Consider the following 4,893-nt stretch of genomic DNA (forward strand, 5'->3'; position numbering starts at 1 on the left):
GCCTGGCGTTCACCTCGTCCGGGTTCGCCGCTGCGGCCTGGTCGGCCGCGGCGGCGACGGTCCTGGAGCTGGCGGTCTGCTGTTCGGGCAGCGGTTCGGGTCGACGGCGATCCCGGTTCGTTCGCCCACGTGTTCCGCGCGGTGGCCAGGACCTCCCGAATTCGGCGGTGAACGGGTGATCCCGGCGAGGAATCGCTACAGCAGTCCGCGCCGGACCAGGCGATCTCGGAAACCCTTTCCGCCCCTGGTGGGAAACGCACGCGGGAAAAGGCGGTGTGTGCCACGATCGGCCGATGGGAACCGCCCCCCTGGTCCTGCCGCTCGCCGACCCCGCCGCGGACCTGGACACCGTCGGCGGCAAGGGCGCCTCGCTGGCGCGGCACGCCGCGGCGGGGCTGCCCGTGCCCGCCGGCTTCCACCTGACCACCCACGCCTACCGCCGGTTCACCGCGGACCTGGACCTCCCGGGCCTGCTGCGGCACGAGGACCCGGCCGGCGCGATCGCCGCCGCGTTCGCCGGGCACGAAGTTCCGGCGGACGTGGCGGACGCCGTCCGCGCCGCCCTGCCGCCCGGACCGCTGGCCGTGCGCTCCTCCGCGACGGCCGAGGACCTGCCCGACCTGTCGTTCGCCGGGCAGCACGACACGTTCCTCGACGTGGCCGGCGAGGACGTGCTGGACGCGGTCAGGCGCTGCTGGGCGTCGCTGTGGACCGCGCGGGCCATCGAGTACCGGGCCCGCAACGGCGTCACCGACGCGGCCCTGGCCGTGGTGGTCCAGCGGATGGTGCCCGCCGAGGTCTCCGGCGTGCTGTTCACCGCCAACCCGGTGACCGGCTCGCGCGCCGAGACGGTCGTCAACGCCGCGCCCGGCCTGGGCGAGGCGCTGGTCGGCGGCTCCGTCACGCCCGAGCAGCACGTGGTGGTCGACGGCGAGGTGCGGCTCGGCGGCGACCTGCTGCCCGAGTCCCGGGTGCGCGAGCTGGCCGCCCTCGGCGCGCGGGTCCAGGACCTCCACGGCGTCCCGGTCGACGTCGAGTGGGCCCTGTGCGACGGCCGGGTCGCGGTGCTCCAGGCCCGCCCGATCACCGCCCTGCCGGAGGTGTGGAACGACAGCCTGCGCGGCGACCACCTGTGGACGTGCGCGAACCTGCGCGAGGCCGTGCCCAGCGTGATGACGCCCGCCACCTGGTCGTTCGCCCAGGCCCTCGCGCAGCCGCCGATCGGCGGGCACCCCACCTCGGGCAACATCGGCGGCCGGTTCTACCTCAACCTCAGCGCCGCCCTGGGCGTCGCCTCGGCGCTGGGCCTGGGCCGGGTGGCGCGCCGCGTGTCCGAGCAGGTCTTCGGCCGCATCCCGCCCGAGGTCGAGGTCCCGCCGCTGCCCCTGCCGCGCCTGGCGGTGCTGCGCGCCGCGATCCGCGCCGGACTGGTCTTCGCCAGGCAGGGCCGCGAGTTCCGGGCGCGCGTCGACGACCTGCTCGCCGCCGCGCCCGCCACCGCCGAACGCCTGACCGCCGCCTTCCGCGCCGCCGGCACGCCCGCCGAGCTGCGCGCCCTGTGGGACTCCGATGTGGACGAACTGCTGCACGTGCACGCGAAGGTCTACGACACGGGAGCCCGCAACGGCCCCAGGTCCGGCACGAAGGTCCGCCGGAAGCTGGTCGCGCTGGTCGGGGAGGACGACGCCACGACGCTGCTGACCGGCGCGCACGGTACTGGGAGCGAGCTGGCCAGCCTCGGCCCGGTGCTCGGCCTGGCGCGGCTGCGGCGCGGCGAGATCACCCGCGAGGACTACGCGCGGGAGCACGGCCACCGGTTCGCCGACGAGTTCGAGGTCTCCGCCCCGCGCCCGTCCGAGGACCCGACGTGGCTCGACCGGCAGCTCGCCGGCCCGGACGTCGACCCGGAGGAGCTGCTGGCCAGGCAGGCGGAGGCGCGCGACGCCGCGTGGGCCAGGCTGCACGCGGCCAACCCGCGCAAGGCCGCCCGGCTGCGCCAACAGGTCGACCGCCTGGCCGAACTGGCCCGCGAGCGGGAACGGGCCCGGTCGGAGTTCGCGCGGGCGTTCGCCATGCTGCGGGCGTTCCTGGTGCGGGCGGGCGAGGTCACCGGCCACGGCGACGACGTGTTCTTCCTGTCGATCGGGGAGACCCTGCGCGTCCTGGACGGCGACACCGCCCCGCTCGCGCGGGTGCCCGCGCGCCGCGCCGCCTACGAGCGCTACCGCGCGCTGCCGCCCTACCCGACCCTGATCCGGGGCCCGTTCGACCCGGAGGCGTGGGCGGCCGACCCGAACCGCCGCCTCGACGTGTTCGCGCCGGTCGTCGTCGCCGCCCCGACCGGTGGGATCTCGGGCTTCCCCGGCGCGGCCGGCGTGGTCGAGGGCGTGGCGCGGGTGATCCTCGACGTGGCCGACGGCGACGCCCTGGCGCCGGGGGAGGTCCTGGTGACCACGGTGACCAACATCGGCTGGACCCCGCTGTTCCCGCGCGCCGCGGCCGTGGTGACCGACGTGGGCGCGCCCCTGTCGCACGCCGCCATCGTCGCCCGCGAACTGGGCATCCCGGCCGTGGTGGGCTGCGGTGACGCCACGGTTCGGATCCGGACGGGCGACCGCGTCCGCGTGGACGGGGGCCGCGGCGCGGTGGCGGTGCTCTGACCTCGGGCGCGCGCCCGGCGCGCTTACGACGGGGGACGGCCCGCGAGGGCGGCGACCTCGGCGAAGAACGCCCGGTACCGCGCCAACGCTCCCTCGTCCTCCACCGGCAGGCGCCAGACCGCGGAGAGCTGCTGCGGCTGTTCGGAGTAGACCGGCCCTCCCGCGGTGGTCCGCGCACCGATCACGATCCGCGTCCGTCCGGGCTTGCCGGTGTCGAGCCACGCACCGAGCCACGCGAGCGGGATCCGGTGGGAACCCTCGACACCCCGCCGGAACACTTCCAGTACCCGGTCGTCCACGATGATCAGCGTGTCGCCGTGGTCGAAGGTGAGCGCGCTCATGGGAGCACTGTGCCGGACAACGCGACGCGGCAGGAACCCAGGGGGCCGCGGTCAGCCGTCGTCGGACAGTTCGGAGATGAAGTTCGCGTCCTCGAAGTCGCGGACGAGGAACGTCCCGTCGTCCGGGTCGACCAGGACGGTCAGCCTGCCACCCGGCTTGGTGTTCGGCCCGGGATCGGTGGTGAGGGTCGCCCTGAACGGGGGAACGTCCGGCCCGCTGATCCGCACGGTGAGGATCACCTTCGTGATCTCGCCGCCGTCGTTCCTGGCCGTGAGGACCTCGCCGACCGCGGGCAGCCCCACGGCGTCGAGCCGCAGCAGCCGCTTCCGCGCCCGGGTGACGGCGCGCCAAGCACCGATCCCCACCGGCACCAGCAGCAACGACAAACCGATGCCCACGTAGAACTGCAGCGACTCGTCACCGGCCTCGCGGTAGCCGAACGCCGCGATCACCGGACCGGTGAGCACGAAGGCCAGGCTGAGCAACCGCCAGAACAGGTTCGACCCGCGCCCCACCGGGTTCACGTCGACCAGCCCTTCATCGGACATGATCGGACGGTACCGCCGGGGTGCGGGCGCCATCGCGGGAATCGCGAGTTCGACTGCGGCCGTTCAGGGGACGGGTGGCGGGAATCCTCGCGTGCCGTCGGCGAGTTCGCGCACGTGTCGGACGGTGCTCTCGCCGGTGCGGAGAGCGGTGGCCAGGGCTCGGTTGAGGTGCCTGTCCGCAGTGCGGTGGTCACCGGACACGCGGCACGCCCGGCTCAGCAGCGCCTGGTGTTCGGCGAGCCGGGACCGGTCGGCGGAAAGCCCGGGCGACGGCGAGTGAGGTCGGCGGGAGCGCGGACGCTGTGACAGCGCATTCCCGCAGCAGGCGCAGGGCGTCTTCGTCCAGGTGGAGGGGGAGGACGCTGATCATGGTTGTCGGGGTTTCGGGTTGGTGTGGGTGGTGTCGAACAGGTCGGTGAAGGCGGGGCCGGGGTGGAGTTGGCCGGTGAGGACGCGGGTGACGGTGGAGCGGTTGAGGTCCATGGCTCGGGCGAGGGCGTAGTCGGAGTGGAAGCCGGCGAGCCTCATGGCTTTGGTGAAGGGTTCGGTGCGCAGCCGGATGGTGTGGGGCATGGCCGTCTCCTGGTGGCGGGGTCAGGCGGCTTTGCGGTCGTAGAGGCCGGTCCACCAGGACAGCTTCCGCCGGGTCTGCTCCGCGTCCAGGGCCACGGTGTCGAGATGGCGCATCTTCCGCCGGTAGGCCGCTACCGCTTCGGGGTCGTCGTAGAAGGCGGTGGCGACGTCGGTCTCGGTATAGGCCAGGGGCTTGGTCGGGGCTTCGAAGGTCAGCAGGGTGCAGGGGTGCCGCAGGTGAGCGTGGAGCCCGGCGGCCAGTGGGATGACGCGCAGGGTGGTGTGGGGCCATTCGCACATCAGCAGCAGGTGCAGCAGTTGATCACGCCTGACCGTCGGGTCGTCGACGGTCAGGCGCAACGCCATCTCGTGGACGTAGAACACCACTCGCGGGCCGGACTGGCGTTGCAGGAGCCGTTGGCGGTTCCTACGGGCGGTGACCAGGTCGGGGTCTCCGGTCAGGGCCAGGGTGTAGTCCTCGGTCTGGGCCAGATCAGGAATGGTGACCGGGTCGTAGGCGGTGATTGTCTCCGCGATCTCCTCGTGCACCGACAGCGCCACCAGGCTGTCGGGCCGCTGGTGGTGTGGACGCAGGAAGCTGCCAATGTCGGGCTCGGCGGCGATGCTCAGGACGTGGTCGCGAGCCGCCTTGTCGGCCCCGTAGAAGCCCAGCAGGGCGGCGATGTCGACCGCGCTGGTGCCTCGAGTCCCCTTCTCCAGCTTGGACAACTTGCCCAACGACCAACCCAGGGCCTCGGTGACCTTCGGAG

Annotated in this window: 5 protein-coding genes; 1 reads left to right on the plus strand and 4 read right to left on the minus strand. The window is 73.6% G+C overall.

The annotated features are described in order from the left end of the window. Positions 1–293: 293 nt before the first annotated feature. Positions 294–2,660: a PEP/pyruvate-binding domain-containing protein gene (locus ACFV4N_RS39760; RefSeq protein ID WP_499677854.1), complete on the plus strand. Its 2,367-nt coding sequence runs from the start codon at positions 294–296 to the stop codon at positions 2,658–2,660. 23 nt (positions 2,661–2,683) lie between these two features. Here ACFV4N_RS39760 and ACFV4N_RS39765 read toward each other — a convergent pair whose 3' ends face one another. The 4 genes from ACFV4N_RS39765 to ACFV4N_RS39780 form a co-directional block, all read right to left on the minus strand. Then, positions 2,684–3,001, minus strand: a complete 318-nt coding sequence (locus ACFV4N_RS39765) for a hypothetical protein (protein WP_499677855.1) — start codon at positions 2,999–3,001, stop codon at positions 2,684–2,686. 51 nt (positions 3,002–3,052) lie between these two features. Further along, positions 3,053–3,550, minus strand: a complete 498-nt coding sequence (locus ACFV4N_RS39770) for a hypothetical protein (RefSeq protein WP_499677856.1) — start codon at positions 3,548–3,550, stop codon at positions 3,053–3,055. A 366-nt stretch (positions 3,551–3,916) separates the two neighbouring features. Further along, on the minus strand, positions 3,917–4,123 hold the full coding sequence (locus ACFV4N_RS39775; RefSeq protein ID WP_499677857.1) for a hypothetical protein: 207 nt from the start codon (positions 4,121–4,123) through the stop codon (positions 3,917–3,919). Positions 4,124–4,144: 21 nt separating this feature from the next. Continuing rightward, a partial coding sequence (locus ACFV4N_RS39780) for a DUF5753 domain-containing protein (protein ID WP_499677858.1) occupies positions 4,145–4,893 on the minus strand: 749 nt, incomplete at its 5' end.

Source organism: Actinosynnema sp. NPDC059797, assembly GCF_042732085.1.
Classification (GTDB): Bacteria; Actinomycetota; Actinomycetes; order Mycobacteriales; family Pseudonocardiaceae; genus Actinosynnema.

Excerpts from the sequence above, each read along its gene's own strand:
- ACFV4N_RS39760 (WP_499677854.1), top strand. The coding sequence starts at position 294 with ATGGGAACCGCCCCCCTGGTCCTGCCGCTCGCCGACCCCGCCGCGGAC.
- ACFV4N_RS39765 (WP_499677855.1), bottom strand. The coding sequence starts at position 3,001 with ATGAGCGCGCTCACCTTCGACCACGGCGACACGCTGATCATCGTGGAC.
- ACFV4N_RS39770 (WP_499677856.1), bottom strand. The coding sequence starts at position 3,550 with ATGTCCGATGAAGGGCTGGTCGACGTGAACCCGGTGGGGCGCGGGTCG.
- ACFV4N_RS39775 (WP_499677857.1), bottom strand. The coding sequence starts at position 4,123 with ATGCCCCACACCATCCGGCTGCGCACCGAACCCTTCACCAAAGCCATG.